General features: G+C 63.9%; 17 protein-coding genes and 1 pseudogene. 10 read left to right on the top strand and 8 right to left on the bottom strand.

Translation table 11 applies throughout. From position 1 onward, the window contains the following. From ACFFJK_RS20470 to rpsL, 4 genes are all read right to left on the bottom strand, one after another. Positions 1–123, bottom strand: a 123-nt coding sequence (locus ACFFJK_RS20470) for a GTP-binding protein (protein ID WP_227803300.1), incomplete at its 3' end; no start/stop codon positions are given. 90 nt (positions 124–213) lie between these two features. Continuing rightward, a complete protein-coding gene (gene fusA, locus ACFFJK_RS20465; RefSeq protein ID WP_379681525.1) occupies positions 214–2,319 on the bottom strand; it encodes an elongation factor G in 2,106 nt (701 codons plus the stop codon). Positions 2,320–2,435: 116 nt separating this feature from the next. After that, positions 2,436–2,906 (bottom strand): 30S ribosomal protein S7, encoded by a 471-nt coding sequence (gene rpsG, locus ACFFJK_RS20460; RefSeq protein ID WP_182990690.1) that lies wholly within the window; start codon positions 2,904–2,906, stop codon positions 2,436–2,438. Positions 2,907–3,056: 150 nt separating this feature from the next. Continuing rightward, a complete protein-coding gene (rpsL, locus tag ACFFJK_RS20455) occupies positions 3,057–3,443 on the bottom strand; it encodes a 30S ribosomal protein S12 (protein ID WP_027867278.1) in 387 nt (128 codons plus the stop codon). Between the two features lie 375 nt (positions 3,444–3,818). Between rpsL and ACFFJK_RS20450 the strand changes: the two genes are divergently transcribed. Further along, positions 3,819–5,642 carry a phosphoethanolamine transferase gene (locus ACFFJK_RS20450; RefSeq protein WP_379681524.1) on the top strand — a complete coding sequence of 608 codons (1,824 nt, stop codon included), beginning with the start codon at positions 3,819–3,821 and terminating at the stop codon, positions 5,640–5,642. Positions 5,643–5,658: 16 nt separating this feature from the next. Here the strand turns inward: ACFFJK_RS20450 and ACFFJK_RS20445 are convergent, their stop codons facing one another. After that, positions 5,659–6,552, bottom strand: a complete 894-nt coding sequence (locus ACFFJK_RS20445) for a LysR family transcriptional regulator (protein WP_379681523.1) — start codon at positions 6,550–6,552, stop codon at positions 5,659–5,661. 108 nt (positions 6,553–6,660) lie between these two features. Here ACFFJK_RS20445 and metE point away from each other — a divergent pair, with 108 nt between their 5' ends. The 9 genes and pseudogenes from metE (at position 6,661) to ACFFJK_RS20400 (ending at position 17,950) form a co-directional block, all read left to right on the top strand. After that, positions 6,661–8,934, top strand: coding sequence for a 5-methyltetrahydropteroyltriglutamate--homocysteine S-methyltransferase (metE, locus tag ACFFJK_RS20440; protein WP_379681522.1), 2,274 nt, complete (start codon positions 6,661–6,663; stop codon positions 8,932–8,934). Positions 8,935–9,139: 205 nt separating this feature from the next. Beyond that, positions 9,140–10,408 (top strand): efflux RND transporter periplasmic adaptor subunit, encoded by a 1,269-nt coding sequence (locus ACFFJK_RS20435; protein ID WP_379681521.1) that lies wholly within the window; start codon positions 9,140–9,142, stop codon positions 10,406–10,408. Between the two features lie 24 nt (positions 10,409–10,432). Further along, positions 10,433–11,164: an ABC transporter ATP-binding protein gene (locus tag ACFFJK_RS20430; protein WP_379681520.1), complete on the top strand. Its 732-nt coding sequence runs from the start codon at positions 10,433–10,435 to the stop codon at positions 11,162–11,164. Next, entirely contained in the window at positions 11,161–12,486 is a 1,326-nt protein-coding gene (locus ACFFJK_RS20425; RefSeq protein ID WP_379681519.1) for an ABC transporter permease, read from the top strand. Before ACFFJK_RS20430 ends, ACFFJK_RS20425 begins: the two co-directional genes overlap by 4 nt. A 17-nt stretch (positions 12,487–12,503) precedes the next feature. Continuing rightward, a complete protein-coding gene (locus ACFFJK_RS20420; protein WP_379681518.1) occupies positions 12,504–13,736 on the top strand; it encodes an ABC transporter permease in 1,233 nt (410 codons plus the stop codon). 43 nt (positions 13,737–13,779) lie between these two features. Beyond that, positions 13,780–15,111 (top strand): sigma-54-dependent transcriptional regulator, encoded by a 1,332-nt coding sequence (locus tag ACFFJK_RS20415; protein ID WP_379681517.1) that lies wholly within the window; start codon positions 13,780–13,782, stop codon positions 15,109–15,111. Further along, a complete protein-coding gene (locus ACFFJK_RS20410) occupies positions 15,108–16,487 on the top strand; it encodes a sensor histidine kinase (protein ID WP_379681516.1) in 1,380 nt (459 codons plus the stop codon). Before ACFFJK_RS20415 ends, ACFFJK_RS20410 begins: the two co-directional genes overlap by 4 nt. Beyond that, a pseudogene (locus ACFFJK_RS20405) lies at positions 16,484–17,078 on the top strand (glutathione S-transferase family protein). Before ACFFJK_RS20410 ends, ACFFJK_RS20405 begins: the two are co-directional and overlap by 4 nt. Positions 17,079–17,173: 95 nt before the next feature. Further along, a complete protein-coding gene (locus tag ACFFJK_RS20400; protein ID WP_379681515.1) occupies positions 17,174–17,950 on the top strand; it encodes a spermine/spermidine synthase domain-containing protein in 777 nt (258 codons plus the stop codon). 78 nt (positions 17,951–18,028) lie between these two features. Here ACFFJK_RS20400 and ACFFJK_RS20395 read toward each other — a convergent pair whose 3' ends face one another. From ACFFJK_RS20395 to ACFFJK_RS20385, 3 genes are all read right to left on the bottom strand, one after another. Then, the gene (locus tag ACFFJK_RS20395) at positions 18,029–19,672 is read right to left on the bottom strand and encodes a Tle1 family T6SS lipase effector (RefSeq protein ID WP_379681514.1); all 1,644 of its coding nucleotides are present in this window, start codon (positions 19,670–19,672) and stop codon (positions 18,029–18,031) included. A gap of 1 nt (position 19,673) precedes the next feature. Continuing rightward, the gene (locus ACFFJK_RS20390) at positions 19,674–20,108 is read right to left on the bottom strand and encodes a DUF3304 domain-containing protein (protein ID WP_379681513.1); all 435 of its coding nucleotides are present in this window, start codon (positions 20,106–20,108) and stop codon (positions 19,674–19,676) included. Between the two features lie 67 nt (positions 20,109–20,175). Continuing rightward, positions 20,176–20,598: a DUF3304 domain-containing protein gene (locus ACFFJK_RS20385; protein ID WP_379681512.1), complete on the bottom strand. Its 423-nt coding sequence runs from the start codon at positions 20,596–20,598 to the stop codon at positions 20,176–20,178. Positions 20,599–20,629: the final 31 nt, after the last annotated feature.

The following is a 20,629-nucleotide window of genomic DNA, read 5'->3' as shown; positions in this document are numbered from 1 at the left end:
GCCGAACTTCTTCGACAGAACGGTTGCGATTGCAGCCGTCAGGGTGGTTTTGCCGTGGTCAACGTGACCGATGGTGCCGACGTTGACGTGCGGCTTGGTCCGTTCGAATTTTTCCTTTGCCATTTCCTATCTTCCTTTAAAAGAAACGATTTATTTGTGTTTTTAGCTTGTCTGGGAACAGGCTCCACAGCGGAACCTGTTCCCGGTTTGTTATTACTTGGCTTTCGCGGTGACGATGGCGTCGATCACGTGCTTCGGAGCTTCCGAATAGTGCTTGAATTCCATCGTGTAGGTCGCACGGCCCTGGGTTGCCGAACGCAGCGAGGTCGAGTAACCGAACATTTCCGACAGCGGGACTTCGGCCTTGATGATCTTGCCGCCGCCGCCTGGAATTTCGTCCATGCCCTGCACCATACCGCGGCGGGACGACAGGTCGCCCATCACGGAACCGGCGTAGTCTTCCGGCGTTTCCACTTCCACGGCCATCATCGGCTCGAGGATGACCGGGTTCGCCTTGCGGCAGCCTTCCTTGAACGCCATCGAGCCCGCCATGCGGAACGCGTTTTCGTTCGAGTCGACGTCGTGGTACGAACCGAAGGTCAGGGTGACTTTCACGTCAACGACCGGGTAGCCAGCCAGCACGCCGGTGGTCAGGGTTTCGCGCACACCCTTTTCGACTGCCGGGATGTATTCGCGCGGAACCACACCGCCCTTGATGGCGTCGACGAACTCGAAGCCCTTGCCCGGCTCTTGCGGCTCGATGGTCAGGACAGCGTGACCGTACTGGCCGCGGCCGCCCGACTGCTTGACGAACTTGCCTTCGACGTCGGTGACTGCCTTGCGGATGGTTTCGCGGTAGGCAACCTGCGGCTTGCCGACGGTTGCTTCCACGTTGAATTCGCGCTTCATGCGGTCAACGATAATTTCCAGGTGCAGTTCGCCCATACCACCGATGATGGTCTGGCCCGATTCTTCGTCGGTACGCACGCGGAACGACGGGTCTTCCTGAGCCAGACGGTTCAGTGCCAGGCCCATCTTTTCCTGGTCGGCCTTGGTCTTCGGCTCGACTGCCTGCTGGATGACCGGCTCCGGGAACACCATCTTTTCGAGGATGATCGGTGCCGACGGATCGCACAGGGTTTCGCCGGTGGTGGCTTCCTTCAGGCCGACTGCAGCGGCGATGTCGCCGGCGCGGACTTCCTTGATCTCTTCACGCTGGTTGGCGTGCATCTGCAGGATACGACCCAGGCGTTCCTTCTTGCCCTTGATCGGGTTGTAGACGGTATCGCCCGAATTCACGACGCCCGAGTACACGCGGAAGAAGATCAGCTGGCCGACGAACGGGTCGGTCATGATCTTGAATGCCAGCGCAGCGAACTTCTCGCTGTCGTCGGCCTTGCGCGAGGTCGGCTGCTCGTCTTCGTCGGTACCTGCGACCGGCGGGATGTCCACTGGCGACGGCAGGTATTCGATGACCGCGTCCAGCATTGCCTGCACGCCCTTGTTCTTGAATGCGGTGCCGCACATCATCGGGACGATCTCGCCGGCGATGGTACGTGCGCGCAGCGCCTTCTTGATCTCGGCTTCCGACAGTTCGCCCTCTTCGAGGTACTTGTTCATCAGCTCTTCCGACGCTTCAGCGGCGGTTTCGACCAGCTTCTCGCGCCACTCGTTGCAGGTGTCGAGCAGTTCGGCCGGCACGTCGACGTATTCGAACTTCATGCCCTGCGATGCGTCATCCCACAGGATGGCCTTCATCTTGACCAGGTCGACCACGCCCTTGAAGTTGTCTTCGGCGCCGATTGGCACTTGCAGCGGGATCGGGTTGGCCTTCAGGCGAGCGCGCATCTGCTCGTACACCTTGAAGAAGTTCGCACCGGTACGGTCCATCTTGTTGACGAATGCCAGACGCGGGACCTTGTACTTGTTAGCCTGACGCCACACGGTTTCCGACTGCGGCTGCACGCCACCGACTGCGCAGTAGACCATGCATGCGCCGTCCAGCACGCGCATCGAACGTTCCACTTCGATGGTGAAGTCGACGTGGCCCGGGGTATCGATGATGTTGAAGCGGTGCGGCTCGAAGTTGCTGGCCATGCCCTTCCAGAAGCAGGTGGTCGCAGCCGAGGTGATGGTAATACCACGCTCCTGTTCCTGCTCCATCCAGTCCATGGTGGCGGCGCCGTCGTGCACTTCGCCCAGCTTGTGGTTCACACCCGTGTAGAACAGGATGCGCTCGGTGGTCGTCGTCTTGCCGGCGTCGATGTGAGCGGAAATACCGATATTGCGGTAGCGCTCAATGGGGGTAGTGCGTGCCATAATTTTTCCTAAATCTTTGAATGGACAAAACCGGACGGCATTTTGAGATCAAAACGCGCCCGGCCTGAACAACGGATACTGCATGGCCGCACTCCCGGGGGAGGTTGGCCATTTGCTTAGAAGCGGAAGTGCGAGAACGCCTTGTTCGCTTCTGCCATGCGGTGCACTTCGTCACGGCGCTTCATTGCGCCACCGCGCATTTCAGCCGCTTCCATCAGTTCACCACCCAGGCGTTGTGGCATGGATTTTTCGCTGCGCTTGTTTGCGGCTTCGCGCAACCAACGCATGGACAGCGCCATACGACGGACCGGACGAACTTCCACTGGCACCTGGTAGTTGGCGCCGCCGACGCGGCGGGATTTCACCTCGACCATCGGCTTGCAGTTGTTGATCGCGGCCGCGAACACTTCCAGCGGGTCCTTGCCCGATTTTTGCTGGATATGTTCAAACGCACCGTAGATGATGTTTTCAGCGACCGACTTCTTGCCGGACAGCATCAGGACGTTGACGAACTTGGCGACATCGGTGTTGCCGAATTTTGGATCCGGCAGGATCTCGCGCTTGGGTACTTCACGACGACGTGGCATTTCAATTCCTTCCTATCTTCAGTTGAGTGCGGTAACCACACTCGCGAAAGACCCTCATGATCTTTCACTTACTCGGCCTTCCGGCCGGCTCAACTTAACTTTTTAATGTGACCTGTATGTGACAGGGTCCGCAGGACGACTGTCGAAGAATTACTTCTTGGCGCCTGCTTTAGCGCGCTTCGCACCGTACTTCGAGCGAGCCTGCTTACGGTCTTTCACGCCCTGGGTATCCAGTGCGCCGCGGACCATGTGGTAACGCACACCCGGCAAGTCTTTCACACGGCCGCCGCGGATCAGGACGACGCTGTGCTCTTGCAGGTTGTGGCCTTCACCGCCGATGTACGAAATGACTTCGAAACCGTTGGTCAGGCGAACTTTGGCGACCTTACGCAGTGCCGAGTTCGGCTTCTTCGGGGTCGTCGTGTAGACACGGGTGCAGACACCACGCTTTTGCGGGCAGTTTTCCAGTGCCGGCGACTTGCTCTTCACAACCGCGGCTTCACGCGGCTTGCGAATCAGTTGATTGATGGTTGGCATCGTTCAAAAATCCAACAAAGTTACTACGTTGATGACCCGGACCGATGGTGCGCTGGTCCGGGGACTGAAACCTAGTCCCGGATCGTACTGGACAGCGGAGGCGACGAAAGCCACTCACCGAAGGAGCGGCTGCGAATGCGTAGGCGGTGTGCAGAATAAATTCGAGAACTCGCGAGTATAGACCCGATGGGGGACAGGGTCAACCGCTTTGCTGGCCAGGCAGGCCGGCGCAGGGTGATTGGCGGTTTTGGCGCGCCGGGATGTGGCAAGCCTGCTACAAGTGCGCACGAGTCATTGCGACTGCAACATAGCATTTCCGGCGATAAAGACAGGATAATAGCCGACTTCCTGCCTTTGCGCCGCCTGCCGAACCCGATGTCCCGCCTGTCGCACCTGCCGCCGCATCCGCTGCTGCGCCCCGCCAACCTGTACCTGCTGCTGACCTACGCGGCACTGTCGGCCATGCCCTTCGCCGGCATACCGCTGGGCGTGTCCCCGGGCGACCCGTGGCAGTTGCTCGGCGCCGGCGTGTTTTCCTGGATCGCGGCCTGGGCGCTGTGCAAGCGGCCGGCCTGGTTCCACTGGGCGCTGCTGCCGGCCTTCCTCGCGCTGCCGACCGAGCTCTACCTGCTCACCTATTATGGGCAGGGCATCTCCACGCACCACCTCGGCATCATTGCCGAGACCAGCCCCAGCGAAGCGATGGAGTTCCTGGGCGGGAAGGCCTGGCTGCTGGGTGCCGTGCTCCTGGCCATGCTGCTGTGGTTCGGTTCGACCTGGGCGGTGGCCTGGCGCACCCGCGAGTTCGACTGGAACGACCGCTCGCGCTGGCTGGTGCTGGCAGCGCTCGGCCTTGCCGCGGCGGTGCTGGCCTACGGGCAGAAGTTCGGCGTCGCCCAGCAGGCAAGTACCCCGCCCCCGATGCGCGCCGCTGCCGCACCGGCGCAGGGCTTGCCGCCCCTTCCCGGCTGGGCCAAGCTGCCTTTCGACACCGGCATCGTTGCCCATTCCTGGCCCTTCGGCCTGGCCGCGCGCGGCATCGATTTCTATAAAGAGCGCGTCTACCTGGCGCAGCTGAACCGGCGCAGCGCGGACTTCCGCTTCGGCGCCTACCAGGACGGCGAGGACAAGCAGGACGGTGTCGGGCACGGCCCGCAGGTCGTGGTGCTGGTGCTGGGCGAATCCTCGCGCTTCGACCGCTGGAGCCTGAACGGCTACGCGCGCCAGACCAATCCCCTGCTTGAACAGGAAGAGAACCTGGTCATGCTGAAGGACGTGATCACGCCGGTGTCGGCCACGCGCCTGTCGGTGCCAGTCATCATCTCGCGCAAACCGGCGATGCAGAGCCTGAAGGACGGCTTTTCCGAAAAATCGGTCCTGTCGGCGTTCAGGGAAGCGGGTTTCAAGACCTTCTGGATCTCGAACCAGGTCTCGTTCGGCAAGTTCGACACGCCGGTGTCGGTGTTCGCGCAGGAAGCCGACGACGTGCAGTTCCTGAACCTGGGCAGCGTGTCCGATGCGTCCAGCCACGATGCCGTTCTACTGGAGCCGCTGCGCCGCGCGATCGCAGACCCGGCGCAAAAGGTGCTGGTCGTGCTGCATACGCTGGGCAGCCACTGGAACTACGGCCACCGGTACCCGGAGGAATTCGACCGCTGGCAGCCTTCGCTGCAGGCGCTCGACAAGCCCGACTATACCGACACCCGCATCGAGCCGCAGATCAACAACAGCTACGACAGCGCCATCCTGTATACCGACTGGTTCCTGGCGAACGTGATCGGGATATTGAAGGAGTCGAGCCTGCCCGCGTCGCTGCTGTACGTGGCGGACCACGGCCAGACCCTGTACGACAAGTCGTGCAGGATCGCCTTCCATGGCCACAACACGCAGTACGAATTCCACATTCCCGCCTTCGTCTGGTATTCCAGCGCCTACCGCGAACGCTTCCCGGACAAGGTCGAACAGCTGCTGCGCCACCGCAAGGCCAGGCTCTCGACCGAGAACATGTTCCACACCCTGCTCGACATGGCGGACATCCGCTATCCCGGCGAGCAGCTCGAGCGCAGCTTCGTCAACGCGGCGCTCGAGCGCCACAAGCGCTACGTCGACAGCTATGGCTGGACCGACTACGACGACGCCACGATGCGGGGCGATTGCCGCGAGGTGATCGCGCGCGGCAAGCCGCTCAGGCGCAACTGACCGACGGCGCGCCATCTCAAGCATTGTCGCCAATGCCTGCGGCCAGTTCGATGAAAGCGTCCAGGTAGTCGACTGCGCCGTCGTCTTCGCGCCTGCCGAGGAAGATCTGCTTCGGGATGCCCTTCGGGCCGAGGCGTACCGGCACGACCGGCATGCGCATGCCGTATTCCTCGACCAGCCAGCGCGGTAGCGCTGCCACCGCGCGACCGCTGGCGACCATCTGCAGCAGGATGTCCGTGGTTTCGATGGTCTTGCGCTGGCGCGGGGCGCAGCCGGCCGGCAGGAAGAACTGGTTATAGATGTCGAGACGGTCGATGTCGACCGGATAGGTGACCAGGATTTCGTCGACCAGGTCGCAAGGCTCGACGTGACCGCGTCCGGCCAGCGGGTGGCTGCCGGCCACCACGAGTACCTGCTCGTAGTCGAATACCGGCACGAAACGCAGCCCGGGCTTGAACAGCGGGTCGGGCGTGACCAGCACGTCGATCTCCCACCCTTCGATCGCCTTGATGCCGCCGAACTGGAAGCGCTGCCGGACGTCGACGTCGACGTCCGGCCAGGCTGCCAGATACGGAGCAACCACCTTCAACAACCATGCATAGCAGGGAGCGCATTCCATCCCGATGCGCAGGGTGCCGCGCTGGCCCTCGGCATACTGTGCCATCAGGCGCTCGGCATGTTCGAGCTGGGGCAGCAGGCGATTGGCCAGGCCCAGCAGGTAAAGACCGGCCTGGGTCGGGCGCAGGCTGCGGCCCTCGCGCTTCCACACCTCGACGCCCAGCTGTCCTTCGAGCTTGCGGATGGCGTGGCTGAGCGCCGACTGGGTCAGGTGCAGGCTGTCGGCCGCGGCCGTCAGGGATCCGCGGCGCTCGACTTCACGCAGGATCATCAGGTGGATACGTTCGAGCATAGGGCTCACTCATGCATGAATAAAATAGATCGATATATGAAATCATATCAATTTTATTCATGAGTTGTCCGTCCTATCATGGTTGCGAACAATCACAGGACACATACCATGACCATCACGCACAATCTCGGTTTTCCCCGAATCGGCGCCCGCCGCGAGCTGAAATTCGCACTCGAGCGGCACTGGGAGGGGAACGCCCCTCCCGCCGAACTACAGGCGCAGGCAGCCCGGCTGCGTGCCCGGCACTGGGCCCAGCAATCCACGCTCGACTTCGTTCCCGTCGGCGACTTTTCGCTCTACGACCATGTGCTCGATATGAGCTTCTTGCTGGGAAATGTGCCGCAGCGCGCCCATGGCCACGGTGGCGAAGCACTGGAGGCCTACTTCCGCGTTGCCCGCGGCCGCGCATCGCGTGCCGACTGCGGCTGCACCCATGCTGGCGAAATGACCAAGTGGTTCGATACCAACTACCACTACATCGTCCCCGAATTCAATGCCGCCACCCGCTTCGCGCTCGATACGACGCACCTGCGCACGCAACTGCAGGAGGCGCTTGACGCCGGCGTGCGCGCCAAGCCCGTGATCCTCGGTCCCCTCACCTATCTCTGGCTCGGCAAGTCCACCGATGGCAGCGACCGGCTGGCGCTGCTGCCCGCCCTGCTGCCGGTCTACGCCGAACTGCTCGACTGGCTGGCGCAGCAGGGAATCGAGTGGGTGCAGGTCGACGAACCGGCGTTGGTCACCGATCTCGACGCGTGCTGGCGCCAGGCCTATGCCGATGCCTACGCCTCGCTCGCCGGCCACGGCCCGAAGCTGCTGCTGGCCACCTACTTCGGCCGCCTGGAAGACAAGCTGCCGCTCGCCTGTGGCCTGCCGGTCGGCGGCCTGCACCTGGACGCCATCAACGCGCGCGACGAGGTCGAGCCGGCGATGGCCCTGCTGGGCCCCGACAAAATCCTGTCGCTCGGCGTGGTCGACGGCCGCAACATCTGGAAGACCGACCTGCATGCGACCCTGGCCTGGCTGGAGCCGGTGCAGCGCCAGTTGCAGGAGCGCCTGTGGATCGCGCCGTCCTGCTCGCTCTTGCACGTGCCGGTCGACCTGGAACTCGAGACCGGCATGGACCCCGAGGTCCGCTCCTGGCTCGCCTTCGCCGTGCAGAAGCTGGACGAGCTGCGCCTGCTGCAGGCCGCGCTCGACCACGGCCGCGTCGGCGTGCAGGAAGCCTTGATCGCGAACGCCGCCGCGGTCGACCGCCGCCGCGCCTCGACGCGCGTGCACAATCCGCAGGTAGCGCAGGCCGTCGCCGCGATTACACCCGCGCTCGGCCAGCGCATCAGCGCCCATGCCCAGCGCGCCACCGAACAGGCCGCCGTACTGGCGCTGCCGCTCTATCCCACCACCACCATCGGCTCCTTCCCGCAGACCCCGCACATCCGCCAGGCGCGGCGCCGCCACAAGCTGGGGGAGCTCGACGACGACGCCTACCGCGCCGCCATGCAGGCCGAGATCGCGCACTGCGTGGACGTCCAGGAAGCGCTGGGGCTGGACGTGCTCGTGCATGGCGAAGCCGAGCGCAACGACATGGTCGAGTACTTCGGCGAGCAGCTCGAGGGGTATGCCTTCAGCACCAACGGCTGGGTGCAGTCCTACGGCTCGCGCTGTGTGAAGCCGCCGATCCTGTACGGCGACGTGCACCGCCCGCGCCCGATCACGGTGGAGTGGACCCGCCATGCCCAGTCGCTGACAAAAAAGCCGATGAAGGGCATGCTGACCGGCCCGGTCACGATGCTCAACTGGTCTTTTGTCCGCGACGACCAGCCGCGCGCCGCTACCTGCCGCCAGCTGGCGCTGGCGATCCGCGCCGAGGTACAGGACCTGGAGCGCGCCGGCGTGCGCATCATCCAGATCGACGAGGCTGCGCTGCGCGAAGGCCTGCCGCTACGCCGCAAGGAGTGGGACGATTACCTCGGCTGGGCGGTCGAAGCCTTTCGCATCGCCGCCAACGGCGTGCGCGACGCCACCCAGATTCATACCCACATGTGCTATTCGGAATTCAACGACATCATGGAGGCGATCGCCGCCATGGACGCCGACGTGATCACCATCGAGACCTCGCGCTCGAACATGGCGCTGCTCGACGCCTTCGACGGCTTCCGCTATCCGAACGGAATCGGCCCCGGCGTCTACGACATCCATTCGCCCAACATCCCCAGCCGCGAGCAGATCGTCGACCTGATGCGCAAGGCGGCGGCGCGTATCCCGGCGGCGCAGCTGTGGGTCAACCCGGACTGCGGCCTGAAGACGCGCAGCTGGGACGAGGTGCTGCCGGCACTGGAAAACATGGTGGCGGCGGCGCGGACCCTGCGCGCGACTGCGTAGCGAAAAACCGGCATCGGGAATCCCGCAGCCGGCAAGCGGGCTCCCTGCCTACGGCCGTGTCCGCGTACGTACGGACACCGCCGGCGGACAGTCCGGACACTCTTGTCCGCCTGTCCGCATCCTTGCAAATCAAGCATTTAGCACCAGCATACCAACTGGCACGGATCGTGCACTAACGACCGCATTCGTCGTTACTGGACACATCATGATCCGCGATACATCACAACAAGACGCCGTCCTCACCCCGGCGCCCGTCCACAAGCTCAAGCGCCGCGCCATGTGGGTCGGCGGCGCCGCCGCCCTCCTGACCGTCACGCTCGCCGTGCTCGGCGCCTGGACCAGCAGCGAGCACTCGGTCAGCGAAAGCCGCCTGCGCATCGCCGAAGTCAGCCGCGGCACCCTGGTGCGCGATGCCTCCGTGAACGGCCGCATCGTCGCCGCCGTCAGCCCCACCCTGTATTCGACCGCCCCGGCCACCGTCAACCTGAAGGTCGCGGCCGGCGACACCGTGAAAAGGGGCGACGTGCTGGCCGTGCTCGAGTCGCCGGACCTGACCGATGCGCTCAAGCGCGAAGTGTCGAGCTACGAGCAGTTGAAAGCCGAGGTGGCGCGCCAGCAGATCCTGGCCCGCAAGCAGAAGCTGCTGGCGAAGAAGGAAGCCGACACCGCCGAGATCGACCGCCTGTCCGCCCAGCGCACGCTGGAGCGCTACGAGAGCGTGGCGCAAGTAGGCATCATCGCCAAGATCGACTACCAGAAAGCCAAGGACGCCCTGAACTCGGCGGAGATCCGCGCGCGCCATGCTTCCCAGGCCGCCGACCTCGAAGGCGACGACGTGCAGCTGGCGCTCAAGACCAAGGTCAACGAACTGGAACGCCAGCGCCTGTCGATGGCCAACGCCCAGCGCCGTGTCGACGAGCTGACCGTGCGCGCCCCGGTGGACGGCTTCATCGGCACCCTCAACGTCCAGAACCGCATGGTGGTGGCCGCCAATGCTCCCCTGATGACGCTGGTCGACCTGTCCAAGCTCGAGGTCGAGGTCGAAGTGCCGGAAACCTACGTGGCCGACATCGGCTTGGGGCTCAATGCCGAGATCACCCTGCCGGGCGGAACCGCCACCGGCAAGCTGTCTGCCCTGTCGCCGGAAGTCGTCAGGAACCAGGTGCTGGCGCGCGTGCGCTTCGACGGCGAGCAGCCCAAGGGCCTGCGCCAGAGCCAGCGCGTGACGGCGCGCCTCTTGATCGAGGAACGCCCGAACGTGTTGATGTTGCCGCGCGGTCCTTTTGTCGAGAGCGAGGGCGGACGCCATGCCTACGTGGTGCAGGACGGGATCGCCGTGCGCACCCCGATCCAGCTGGGCGCCACCAGCATTTCCGCCGTCGAGATCCTGTCGGGCCTGAAGCAGGGCGACAAGGTCGTCGTCGCCGGCACCGATACCTTCAACAACGCCCAGCGCGTGTCGATCAATCGCTAGAACCAATACCAAAAGGAGAACCCCATGCTGCGCATGACCAACCTGAGCAAGGTGTACCGCACCCACATGATCGAGACCCACGCGCTGCGCGGCTTCGAGATCGACGTCAAGCAGGGCGAGTTCGTCACCGTGACCGGCCCGTCCGGCTCGGGCAAGACCAGCTTCCTGAACATCGCCGGCCTGCTGGAAGAATTTACTTCGGGCGAGTACATCCTCGACGGCGTCAACGTGAAAGGCCTGGACGACAGCGCCCGCTCGCGCCTGCGCAACGAAAAGCTCGGCTTCATCTTCCAGGGCTTCAACCTGATCCCCGACCTGAACCTGTTCGACAACGTCGACGTCCCGCTGCGTTACCGCGGCTTCAACGCCCGCGAGCGCAAGGAGCGCATCGAGGATGCGCTGGCGAAGGTCGGCCTGGCTTCGCGCATGAAGCACTACCCGGCCGAACTGTCCGGCGGCCAGCAGCAGCGCGTGGCGATCGCGCGCGCGCTGGCCGGCTCCCCGAAACTGCTGCTGGCCGACGAACCGACCGGCAACCTGGATACGCAGATGGCGCGCGGCGTCATGGAGCTGCTGGAAGAGATCAACGCGGCCGGCACCACCATCCTGATGGTGACCCACGACCCGGAACTGGCGGTGCGCACCCACCGCAACGTGCACATCATCGACGGCCAGGTCTCGGACCTGGTGCGCAAGGGCCCGACGCTGGTCGATGCAAAAACTGCCGGGGCCGCCGGGGCCGCGGTGAGCGCATGAGGAAGACGCCCATGTTCTCCTATTACTTCAAGCTTGGCGTGCGCAGCCTGCGCCGCAATCCGGCCCTGACCGCGCTGATGGTGCTGACGCTGGCCATCGGCGTGGCCGCCAGCGTGTCGACGCTGACCATCCTGCACATGATGTCGGGCGACCCGATTCCCGAGAAGAGCGACCGCCTGTTCGTGCCGCACGTGGACAACGGCCCGGTCGAGGGCTGGAGCCCGAGCGACGGCCCCAACGACGACCAGCTGGGCTATATCGACGCCGCCAACTTCCTCAAGAGCGGCCAGGGCGAGCGCCGCACCATCATGTACGGCGTGTACCAGCCGGTCGAGCCGCCGCGCAGCGACATCCCCGCGTTCACCGCGTCCGGCCTGGCGCCGAGCCGCGACTTCTTCGCGATGTTCAATGTGCCCTTCCTGCACGGCCAGCCGTGGCTGGAAGCCGACGACGCGCGCGGCGCCGACGTGGTGGTGCTGGGCCGCGCCATGTCCGAAAAACTGTTCGGCGAAGCCAACCCGGTCGGCAAGCAGATCAGGATCGGCGGGTTCCCGTACACCGTGGTGGGCGTGCTCGACACCTGGAATCCGCTGCCGCGCTATTACCGGCTGATCGGCGGCAGCCGCTTCGGCAACAGCGAGGAATTCTTCATCCCGTTCTCGACCGCGATCCGCCACGAGATGGGCCACAACGGCAGCATGAACTGCAGCGCCAACCGCGACCCGGGCTTCGCCAACCTCTTGAGCTCGGAATGCACCTGGATCCAGTTCTGGTTCGAGACCCGCTCGGCAAGCGAGCGCGCCGAGCTGCAGTCCTGGCTCGACAACTACGCGAGCGAGCAGCGCAAGCTGGGCCGCCTGAAGCGCAACGCCCCGACCAGGCTGTACGACGTGATGGAGTGGATGGAGCACATGAAAGTCGTCGGCAACGACAGCAAGCTGTCGGCCTGGCTGGCCTTCGGCTTCCTGGTCCTGTGCCTGGTGAACACGATCGGCCTGCTGCTGGCGAAGTTCTCGGTGCGCGCGTCGGAGGTCGGCATCCGCCGCGCCCTCGGCGCCTCGCGCCGCGACGTCTTCCAGCAGTTCCTGGTCGAGACCGGCGTGGTCGGCCTGGTCGGCGGCGTGCTGGGCCTGGTGCTGGCCTTCGGCGCGCTGGCGCTGATCGGCATGCAGAGCAAGGGCATGGCGGCGGTCGCCCGCATGGACTGGCAGATGCTGCTGCTGACCTTTGTGATGTCCGTCCTTGCGGCCATCGTCGCCGGCCTGCTGCCGACCTGGCGCGCCTGCCAGGTGACCCCGGCCATCCAGCTGAAATCGCAATAAGAACGAGAGAGACCATCATGGAAATCAAGCCCATCCTGTCCGCGCTGATGCGCAACAAGACCGGTCCGGTCCTGGTCGCGCTGCAGGTCGCGCTGAGCCTGGCGATCCTGGCCAACGCCCTGCATGTCGTGAACGAGCGGCGCGAAGTGGCCGCGCGTCCGTCCGGCCTGTCCGACGAAGCGGCCACCTTTTATTTCAATGTCCGCAACCTGAACAACGACGGCCCCGAGCAAATGCTGGCGACCATGAAACGCGAAGCCGAGGTGCTGCGCGCGGTGCCGGGCGTCGTGTCGGTAGCGAACGTGTCGCAGATGCCGATCTCGGGCAGCGGCAGCACCAACAGCGTCGCGCTCGACCGGCGCCAGGAGCGCGAGAGCGCGCTGGCCTCGATCTACATCTCGGGCGATTCGCTGGTCCAGACCTTCGGCCTGCGCCTGGTCGAAGGCCGCGACTTCCTGCCGCAGGAATTCGTGGACATCAACGAGAACGAGAACCGCGACCTGCCCAAGCAGCTCATCATCTCCAAGGCGCTGGCGGACAAGCTGTGGCCGGGCGGCTCCGCGATCGGCAAGACCTTGTACTTCGGCACCGGCGAGGGCGCCCAGGGCACCCAGATCGTCGGCGTGGTCGAGCGGCTGCAATCGGCCCACGGGGACGTGGGCGAGCGCGGCGAGTGGTCCGCGATCACCCCGGCGCGCCTGTACGGCAACCCCGGCGCCCTGTACGCCGTGCGCGCCGAACCGGGCCAACGCGACCGCGTGATGAAGGAAGCCGAGCAGGCGCTGCGCAAGTCGTCGGCCACGCCGATGATCCTGGAAGCCAAGACGGTCGAGGAGGACCGCAAGAAGCGCTACCGCGCCGACGTCGCGCTGTCGTGGATGCTGATCACGGTGAGCGTGCTGCTGCTCCTGATTACCTGCTCGGGCATCGTCGGCATGGCCAGCCTGTGGGTCACCCAGCGCCGCAAGCAGATCGGCGTGCGCCGCGCCCTGGGGGCGCGCAAGATCGACATCCTGCGCTATTTCATCCTTGAAAACTTCATGATCACCAGTGCCGGCGTGTTTGGCGGCGTGCTGTTCGGCCTGGGCCTGAACCACCTCCTGGTGACCAAGCTCGAGATGGCGCGCCTGCCGGCACATTACCTGGTGGGTGGCGCGGTGGTGTTCTGGGCGCTCGGCATCCTGGCGGCCTACGGCCCGGCGTGGCGCGCGGCGAGCATCTCGCCGGCGACCGCCACCCGCAGTACCTGATGCCCCTGTCCTGAGTCCATACAGCAATGCTATGCTAACGGCCATGCCCACTGTACTGATCATCGACGACAACGCCGCGGTCGCCATCGCGCTCGAGGTCCTGTTCTCCCTCCACGACATCGCCGCCCTGCGCGCGGCCTCCCCTAGCGAAGGGCTGGAGATCCTCGGGCGCGAGGCGGTGGACCTGGTTATCCAGGACATGAATTTCACGCTTGAGACCACGTCGGGCGAGGAAGGCGTGGCGCTGTTCCGCGAGATCCGCAAGCGCCACCCCGACCTGCCGGTGATCCTGCTGACCGCCTGGACCCACCTGGACGCGGCGGTGGAGCTGATCAAGGCCGGCGCCGCGGACTACCTGTCCAAGCCGTGGAACGACGAGCGCCTGCTCACGACGGTGACGAACCTGATCGAACTGGGCCAGGCCAACCGCGCCCTGAACCAGCGCCTGCAGCGCGAGCGCAAGGCCAAGCGCGAACTGGAACAGAACTTCGACCTGCGCGGCCTGGTATGGCAGGACCCGGCCACCGAACGCGTGCTCACCCTGGCCTGCCAGGTGGCGCGCGCCGACGTGCCGGTGCTCATCACCGGCCCGAACGGCACCGGCAAGGAACGCATCGCCGAGATCATCCAGGCCAACTCGCAGGTGGCCAACGGCCCCTTCGTGGTGCTCAACTGCGGCGCCCTGCCCTCCGAGCTGATCGAGGCCGAACTGTTCGGCGCGGACGCCGGCGCCTACACCGGCGCCTCGAAAGCGCGCGAGGGCAAGTTCGAGGCGGCCGACGGCGGCACCCTGTTCCTGGACGAGATCGGCAACCTGCCGCTGGCCGGCCAGATGAAACTGCTGCGCGTGCTGGAAACCGGCCGCTTCGAGCGGCTCGGCTCCAACCGCGAGCGCCAGGTGAAGGTGCGCGTGGTCAGCGCCACCAACGCCGACCTCGGCGCCATGATCCGCGCCGGCACCTTCCGCGAAGACCTGTTCTACCGCCTGAACGTGATCGAACTGCGCCTGCCGCCGCTCGCGGCCCGGCCCGGCGACATCCTGCCTCTGGCGCTGTCCTTCCTGCGCGGGAAGACCCTGCATCCGTCGGCGGAAAGCGCGTTGCTGGCCCACACCTGGCCCGGCAACGTGCGCGAACTGAAGAACGTGATGGCGCGCGCCAGCCTGCTGGCGCAAGGAGAGGTCATCAAAGCGCTTGACCTCGGCCTGCCGGTGACGGTGGCGCCCAGCCCGGATGCGGAGCCGGACCGCGAGGCCATCGTGCAGGCGCTGGCGCGCGCCGGCGGCGTGGTGGCGCAGGCGTCCGCCGAGCTGGGCCTGTCGCGCCAGGCCCTCTACCGCCGCATGGAACGGCTCGGTATCGCCCGACCTGCATGAGCAAGATGCACAAGCGCGGGTTCCGGCTCTCGCTGGTCACGCGCTGGTCGGCGCTGGTCGGCACCCTGCTGGCGCTGGGCATGCTCGTCGCCCTCGGGCTCGACCACTTTTTTCCTGAACACCCCATCCTCGTCTTCGCCGGCTGCCTGCTGGCGATCGTCCCGATCGCCATCATCACCATCCGCTCGCAGATCCAGCCGATCCTGTCGCTGTTCCGCGCGCTGGAAGGCACGGTGGCGAGCTACCGCGACGGCGATTTTTCGTTCAGCCTGCACTGGCCGCAGAACGACGAGCTGGCCGACCTGATCGCGGCGCACAACGACCTCGGTCACGTCCTGCGCGAGCAGCGCCTCGGCCTGGTGCAGCGCGAACTGCTGCTCGACACGATGGTCCAGAACACCCCCGTCGCCATGCTGCTGGTGACCGATTTCGCGGCCAGGGAGGGGACCAGGTGCGGCACCATCGTCTACGCCAACCTGGCCGCGCGCCAGTTGCTGTCCGAAGGACGCAAGCTCGAAGGCCACCAGCTGGGCGAGGTGCTGGACAGCGCCGCCCCCGCCTTGAAGGAAGCGCTGGCGCGCGGCGGCGACGGTCTGTTCACGGCCGGCGAGGGCGAGGGCGAAGAGGTGTACCACCTGGCGCGCAGCAGCTTCACCCTCAACGGCCGGCGCCACGAACTGCTGCTGCTGCGCCATCTCACGACCGAACTGCGGCGCCAGGAAGTGCAGACCTGGAAAAAGGTGATCCGCGTGATCAGCCATGAGCTGAACAATTCGCTGGCGCCGCTCGCCTCGCTCGCCCACTCCGGCGCGGAACTGGTGCGGCGCGGCCAGACCGAACGCCTGCCGCAGATCCTGCAGACCATCGGCGAGCGCACCCGCCACCTGGAAACCTTCATCCTGGGCTATGCGCGCTTTGCCAAGCTGCCGACGCCGCGCCTGGAAGCCTGCCGCTGGGATGCCTTCATCGGCCGTCTCGCCAACCAGGTGCAGTTCCGCCTGGTGGGCGAACTGCCGCAAGAGGCAGCCTGGATCGATGCGGCCCAGATGGAGCAGGCCCTGCTCAACCTGCTCAAGAACGCGCACGAATCGGGTTCGCCCCCCGGCGACGTGGAACTGCAGGTACGGCGGATGCAGGACGCCCTGCGCATCGACGTACTCGACCGCGGCACCGGCATGAGCGACGCGGTGCTCACCAATGCCCTGGTGCCCTTCTACTCGACCAAGCGCAGCGGCACCGGCCTGGGCCTGGCGCTGGCGCGCGAGATCGCCGAAGCCCATGGCGGGCGCATCACCCTGGCCAACCGCGACGGCGGCGGACTGGCCGTCACCCTGATCCTGCCGGCCCTGCCGGCGCAACCGGGAACCCCGACATGATCGTCATCGGCAAGCTTACCTCCATCAATGTGCGCAAGGTGTTGTGGACCTGCGCCGAGCTGGGGCTGCCGTTCGAGCGCGAAGACTGGAACGCCACGCACGCGGCGCTCAATCCGAACGCGCTGGTGCCGGTGCTGGTGGACGACGGCTTCGTGCTGTGGGAATCGAACACGATCTGCCGCTACCTCTGCACGAAGCATGGCAGCCCGCTCCTCCCGGCCGGCGCCCAGGCGCGGGCCCGCGTCGAGCAATGGATGGACTGGCAGGCGACCGACCTGAACACCGCCTGGCGCTACGCCTTCATGGCGCTGGTGCGCAACAGCCCGGCGCACCGGGATGCGGCCCAGGTACAAGCCGGCATCGCCGGCCTGGAACCGTCACATCGGCATCCTCGACGCGCAACTGGGCAAGACCGGCGCCCATGCCTCGGGCGACGACTTCACGCTGGCCGACATCGTGCTCGGCCTGGCCGTGAACCGCTGGATGATGACCCCCATGGACAAGCCGGCCTAGGGCAACGTGACCGCCTACTATGACCGGCTCACCGAACGGCCGGCTTTTCGCGAATACGGCCGGAACGGTGTGGAGTAGGGTGGCCGGCTCCCCACCGCCTGGACTCGCGGCCGGCGTGGCCGACCACCCTGGCGATTACTGGTAAGATCGGCTTTCACTGCCGTTCCTGCGCCATGCCACCCTCTTACGCCCGCATCGATCCCCGCTTCGCCCAGCCCGGCCATCCGCCCGCCACCATCGACGAGTTCGACGGCGTGCGCTTCCTGCACCTCGGCACCTCCTGGGTGCAGGGCGCGATGCGGCTGTCCAAGCCGGATGCGATCGAGCTCGAATACGTCCAGATGATGATGATGTGGACGCTGTTCATCCAGCACCCGCGCCGCATCGTGCAGCTGGGCCTGGGCAGCGCGGCGCTCACCAAGTTCTGCTACCGGCGCTTTCCCGACGCGCACGTGACGGCGGCCGAGCTCAACCCGAACGTGATCGCCATCTGCCGCGCGCTGTTCGGGCTGCCCGAGAACGACGCGCGCCTGGACGTGCGCGAGATGAACGCGCTCGACTTCGTGCTCGCCCCGGTCAACCACGGCCAGGTCGACGCCCTGCAGGTCGACCTGTACGACCACGAGGCACGCGGCCCGGCGCTCGACTCACTGGCGTTCTACCAGGGCTGCCACGACTGCCTCGCTGAAAATGGCATCATGACCGCCAACGTGTTCGGGCACGTCGACAGCTACGACAAGAACCTGCTGACCATGCAGCAGGTGTTCGACGCCGTGGTCTGGCTGCCCGAGGTGCACGATGCGAACATCATCGTCCTGGCCTTCAAGAACGCGCCGCAGATCGACTTCGCGCTGCTGTACGAACGCGCCGGCGAGATCCGGCGGCACCTGAATTTGCCGGCAAAAAAATGGGTCGATGGGTTGAAGGAGTGGATGCGCGATCACGCCTGAGGCAGCGCTGCGCTACTGCTGCGAGCACCCTGCTCGGACGCTCGGCGAGGCGTGCCCGACACTGCCGAGCGCAACCGGCTAATCATTACCCATGAACGTCTTGCGGAACTTGAGAATGCCGAGTCCATTGAAGTTGTACTCGTTGGTGAGCCACCCGCCCATCTCGATGAAGCCAGCCATCGAATCGTGTACATAATTGCCCAGGAATGCTTCGATCGTCGGGTTTAGCTTCGCTGGATCGATCGCATCCGCCATCGTGAGAAGTTGCTCCACCTGCTGGGAGGCCACGGCTTTCAATCGCGCAGTTTCCGGGATCTTCCGGTACCGTGCGGCCGCCTCGGCAAGATTGTACTTTTCGTCGGATGGCGGAATCGGATAGCCGGTCAACTGCCGCAGGCGCTTGTTGAACGTGTCGGTTGTGATCCTGATGAAATTTTTATCCGATGCAGATGCGTGCTGGTAGAACGGCAAGGACCCGATGGCATTACGGTACTTGTACCGATAGCTCAAGTACAAGCTCATGTGTTGCTGGTGTACCCGCTCTACCGGCCCTGCCGCGATGTTGGCGGCTTTGAGATAGGCGTTAAATTCGGTAATCGTTTGGGCGGCGACTGTCAGATCCGCTTGGAAGTGGCCCGGCAACTCCCCCCAACTGAAGACTGGCACTCCTGCCAGCCGTGCTTCCTTGTACATTTGTGCGCCGGGAATTCTGGCGATCTCGCTCGTAATATCCGGTGCAATACCAACCGCGTTCGCTGGATAACCTCCACCCAGGTCCGAATGCGCGCCTGGATACATGACCTCCCGTGCATTGCCCGGATACGCCCCGCCGACCCTGACAGAGTCGAGTGGAAATGCAGCACGTACCTCATGGCCGGCAACAAAGTGAACGCATTGCTCGATGCCGGGATGGATCTGCATATTATTGTCCGCCCAGGACTGATGCCCTTCGACGATCGTGTTACTGAACGAATTCGGGATGCCGACCGAAGCCACAGTGTCGAATATGCCCAGAAAGGCGACCCGGATCGGCATTCCTGCAAACTCCCAGCCACCGCTGACCGGATTGCATACTTCGAACAGCCAGTTACAGAAGGCCCTCGCTTCTGCCGCGCCCCGGGAAAATCCAAAAACCGATAGATTGATCAGCTCTACATGGGGCTTTTTCCCCTTCACATTCGACGCAAGCTTTTCCTGCCAAGAATTCAATGCCTGCCGCCGCATGGAAGCGAGGGTCTTGACCGATGCGATGTTTTCAGTAAAGCGAGCCGACACGGCGTCGTCCATTAGAAGGCTCTTCAGTACATAATTCTGTGGTGCATTTAGCAGACGAGTAAATGCCCAGATGATCCGCTTCTCGCCATCCCAAGCACATGCACCTCCGAGCTTGTTCTTTCCCGAATCACCTATTTCCGGGAATGGCGTTCCCACTCCAGGAATATAGTATTTGAAATATCCTTCACTGGGTCGATCCGGATAAGTATTGAAAATCTTTACAACATTGCTGTGCTTACGGCGCGATGGCTCGACGCTTTCATAATCAAGTTTCCTGTTATTCCCGGTGCCATCGAAAAAAATTCCGATGTTCAGTTGTCCGGTACAAGACGGGGCGTTTTTATTTGCAAGCGTACAGTTCAATGCTTTGGCACGCTGCATGAGCTCTTTCGATGTCAGCGGACGAAGTCCATTGGTCGGGAACGGCGCCGGGGAAAGTGTTGCCATATTAGTTGGGCCTCGGATACGGATAATCGGGGTGGCCTTCCATCTTTGCGGTGACAAGAACTTTGACGGTGCCATCCGGGTAGAAGTGAACCGCAAAGACGCCGATATCCTGCTTCGTGTATTCTGGCACCTCGACGACACGCTCCTTCCATGGCCCAAGGACAACAGCGTCCTCGACCCATCGCACGGTGACCTTTGTTCCAACACGCCATTTTCGCAGTATGGTTACGCAGCACACAAATTTTCCGCCGCCGCCATTAGGGAAAATGCTATGTCCTTCATAACCATCGACCGAAAAGGCCGCGATCCCCACATTCGTATAATTCAGCCCCGACAATTCGATGGACGCGTTATTATTCCTGACACACGCAGTCGATAAGATCATAAGAAGGAGAGCAAAGCTCCAATATTTCCAACCCAGGAATTCCTCCATCATCTTAAGAGACGGCGTGGAATCACGAAAAGAACTCTTCATAGTAATATTTTGACGGTAGAGATTTTCATTAATTCGCTGGCCTTGGATAGGGGTAATCGGGATGACCTTCCATCTTTGTGGTGACAAGAACCTTGACAGTATCGTCAGCATAAAAGTGCACTGCGAATACGCCGATGTCCTGTACGGTGTACCGTGGCACCTCTACCAGGCGTTCCTTCCATGAATTGTAAAGAGGATCATCACCAATCCATCGAACTTTGACCTTCATGCCCGCCTGCCACTTGCGCGGTATGGTTACGCAGCATACGAACGCCCCTCCTCCGCCATTCGGTGAAATGCCATGGCCGCCGTAGCCGTCAACGGCGAACTCTGTTATCCAGGCGTTTGTATAGTTCAGCCCCGACACTTCAATGCTTGCGCTTTTTCGTCCCGAACAGGCAGCCAGAGCAAATACAAGGGACACAAGAGGAAGCCACGATTTCACGCTCATGAATACTCCTTCAAGTTGGCCGCAGCTTCAA

The organism is Massilia consociata, assembly GCF_042432755.1.
Classification (GTDB): Bacteria; Pseudomonadota; Gammaproteobacteria; order Burkholderiales; family Burkholderiaceae_D; genus Telluria; species Telluria consociata.
This window is presented reverse-complemented; position numbering and strand designations above follow the sequence as displayed.

Coding starts and splice junctions, on each gene's coding strand:
- fusA (WP_379681525.1), bottom strand. CDS start 2,319: ATGGCACGCACTACCCCCATTGAGCGCTACCGCAATATCGGTATTTCC.
- rpsG (WP_182990690.1), bottom strand. CDS start 2,906: ATGCCACGTCGTCGTGAAGTACCCAAGCGCGAGATCCTGCCGGATCCA.
- rpsL (WP_027867278.1), bottom strand. CDS start 3,443: ATGCCAACCATCAATCAACTGATTCGCAAGCCGCGTGAAGCCGCGGTT.
- ACFFJK_RS20450 (WP_379681524.1), top strand. CDS start 3,819: ATGTCCCGCCTGTCGCACCTGCCGCCGCATCCGCTGCTGCGCCCCGCC.
- ACFFJK_RS20445 (WP_379681523.1), bottom strand. CDS start 6,552: ATGCTCGAACGTATCCACCTGATGATCCTGCGTGAAGTCGAGCGCCGC.
- metE (WP_379681522.1), top strand. CDS start 6,661: ATGACCATCACGCACAATCTCGGTTTTCCCCGAATCGGCGCCCGCCGC.
- ACFFJK_RS20435 (WP_379681521.1), top strand. CDS start 9,140: ATGATCCGCGATACATCACAACAAGACGCCGTCCTCACCCCGGCGCCC.
- ACFFJK_RS20430 (WP_379681520.1), top strand. CDS start 10,433: ATGCTGCGCATGACCAACCTGAGCAAGGTGTACCGCACCCACATGATC.
- ACFFJK_RS20425 (WP_379681519.1), top strand. CDS start 11,161: ATGAGGAAGACGCCCATGTTCTCCTATTACTTCAAGCTTGGCGTGCGC.
- ACFFJK_RS20420 (WP_379681518.1), top strand. CDS start 12,504: ATGGAAATCAAGCCCATCCTGTCCGCGCTGATGCGCAACAAGACCGGT.
- ACFFJK_RS20415 (WP_379681517.1), top strand. CDS start 13,780: ATGCCCACTGTACTGATCATCGACGACAACGCCGCGGTCGCCATCGCG.
- ACFFJK_RS20410 (WP_379681516.1), top strand. CDS start 15,108: ATGAGCAAGATGCACAAGCGCGGGTTCCGGCTCTCGCTGGTCACGCGC.
- ACFFJK_RS20400 (WP_379681515.1), top strand. CDS start 17,174: ATGCCACCCTCTTACGCCCGCATCGATCCCCGCTTCGCCCAGCCCGGC.
- ACFFJK_RS20395 (WP_379681514.1), bottom strand. CDS start 19,672: ATGGCAACACTTTCCCCGGCGCCGTTCCCGACCAATGGACTTCGTCCG.
- ACFFJK_RS20390 (WP_379681513.1), bottom strand. CDS start 20,108: ATGATGGAGGAATTCCTGGGTTGGAAATATTGGAGCTTTGCTCTCCTT.
- ACFFJK_RS20385 (WP_379681512.1), bottom strand. CDS start 20,598: ATGAGCGTGAAATCGTGGCTTCCTCTTGTGTCCCTTGTATTTGCTCTG.